The sequence below is a fragment of the Pauljensenia sp. 20925_1_25 genome, assembly GCF_041433955.1.
Taxonomy (GTDB): Bacteria; Actinomycetota; Actinomycetes; order Actinomycetales; family Actinomycetaceae; genus Pauljensenia.
In genome coordinates this window covers 1-1,348 of sequence record NZ_JAPWCL010000044.1, presented here as the reverse complement: position 1 = coordinate 1,348, position 1,348 = coordinate 1, and the positions used below count along the sequence as shown (strand labels likewise).

At 54.5% G+C, this 1,348-nt stretch carries 2 protein-coding genes; both read right to left on the bottom strand.

Going from position 1 to position 1,348, the window contains the following annotated elements:
- Nucleotides 1-326: 326 nt before the first annotated feature.
- The gene (gene erm / locus O3932_RS10430; RefSeq protein ID WP_016459102.1) at nucleotides 327-1,181 is read right to left on the bottom strand and encodes a 23S ribosomal RNA methyltransferase Erm; all 855 of its coding nucleotides are present in this window, start codon (nucleotides 1,179-1,181) and stop codon (nucleotides 327-329) included.
- 99 nt (nucleotides 1,182-1,280) lie between these two features.
- A complete protein-coding gene (locus O3932_RS10425) occupies nucleotides 1,281-1,328 on the bottom strand; it encodes an erythromycin resistance leader peptide (RefSeq protein WP_011116968.1) in 48 nt (15 codons plus the stop codon).
- Between the last annotated feature and the right edge of the window lie 20 nt (nucleotides 1,329-1,348).

The following is a 1,348-nucleotide window of genomic DNA, read 5'->3' as shown; positions in this document are numbered from 1 at the left end:
GAATACTCCAGGCTGCCCGCAGGTAGGGCATTCATTGATCGGCTCGACGGGTTCGGCTTCAATAACAGTGACGTCACCGTTTTCTGTGGCACCGGTGATAGTAGTTCCTAGTTTTGCGGTGCGGCAGATGGTATCGACGATGACATTTCCGTTAGGCTGCACAGTAGGTCCTTAGTTTTGTACGGATGGATTAGATACCTTTTTCCTACAAAGCCAAGGACCCCAATATCTTGTGCCACGCCCGAACCCCCGGCGAACTAATCAATGCACTCTAAAACCGGAAGAGCCCTTTTAGTACTACTGGTGGATTTCGGTTTTGGTGGGGATTAACGCCGCCGGCTTCGGTTTTTCCGTTGAGGAGGTCGTTGACTACTTCCCGATGGTGAAATGGGTCGATGGTGAGGTAGAGAGGAACCAGTCACCTGGAAGAGATCGATCCAGTCGTTGGTGTGCAATCTGGGAGGTAGGGTCGCGGGGTCGATTCCTCGCGAGCGCAACCATGATTGTGTTTCTGAACGTGATGAAAACAACCCTGCCCTTCGGAGAATTTCCCCTATCCCGCGTCCCCGGGCAGTGAAAACGGTGTGCACCATCGCCTGAAAGGCTTTGCGCTGCTCTATCGGAATCTTCGGGTCACCCACCCGGCGGATCACTAAGATCCCCCCGTCAACGTTTGGCTGTGGCCGGAAAGCAGGCCTTGGTACCCGAGAACCCAGGTGAAATGTGAACCATGGGGACCACTGAGCCGTCATCATCGTGCTTGCGCCTACCCCGGCCCGGCGGCGAGCGACTTCCCACTGCATGAGGAGTACAGCGTCAGTCCATGCTGGCGCATGCAGCAACTTTCGAAGAATGGCAGTGGTGAGGTGAAAGGGAATGTTTCCCACAATGACGCAGGGAGTGGCGGGTAACCGGAAGTTAAGGAAATCATCATGGACCACTTCGACCGCCGCCGAGGAGGTTTCTTGTGTGATTTTGGCAGCTAGTTTTGCGTCCACTTCAACTGCCGTTATCGCCCTCCCCAAGTGGGCCATCGGGTGAGTGAGGGCACCGCTTCCTGGTCCGATCTCAATGATGGGGCCGGAGGTTTGTTTCACAAGGTCGATGATGGAGTTGATGATCTTGTGGTTGGTGAGAAAATTTTGGCCATGCTCGTGACGGCCGTGTCCGTATGCAGACATCAGGTGTGCTCCTTGGATTTGAAAGGGAGCCGGGCATGACAAATAGCCGCCCGGCTAAAGGACCGGAGCGGTTTTTAACCTACGGGGTAGGAAACCGCCTTAGCGGTTGGTGCGCAACCGCAAGAAAGCGGTACCTGAAATCAACATGGGTCTAATTATATCCATTA

Bases quoted from the DNA above. Each gene is read 5' to 3' on its own strand.
- erm (WP_016459102.1), bottom strand. From the start codon at position 1,181: ATGTCTGCATACGGACACGGCCGTCACGAGCATGGCCAAAATTTTCTC.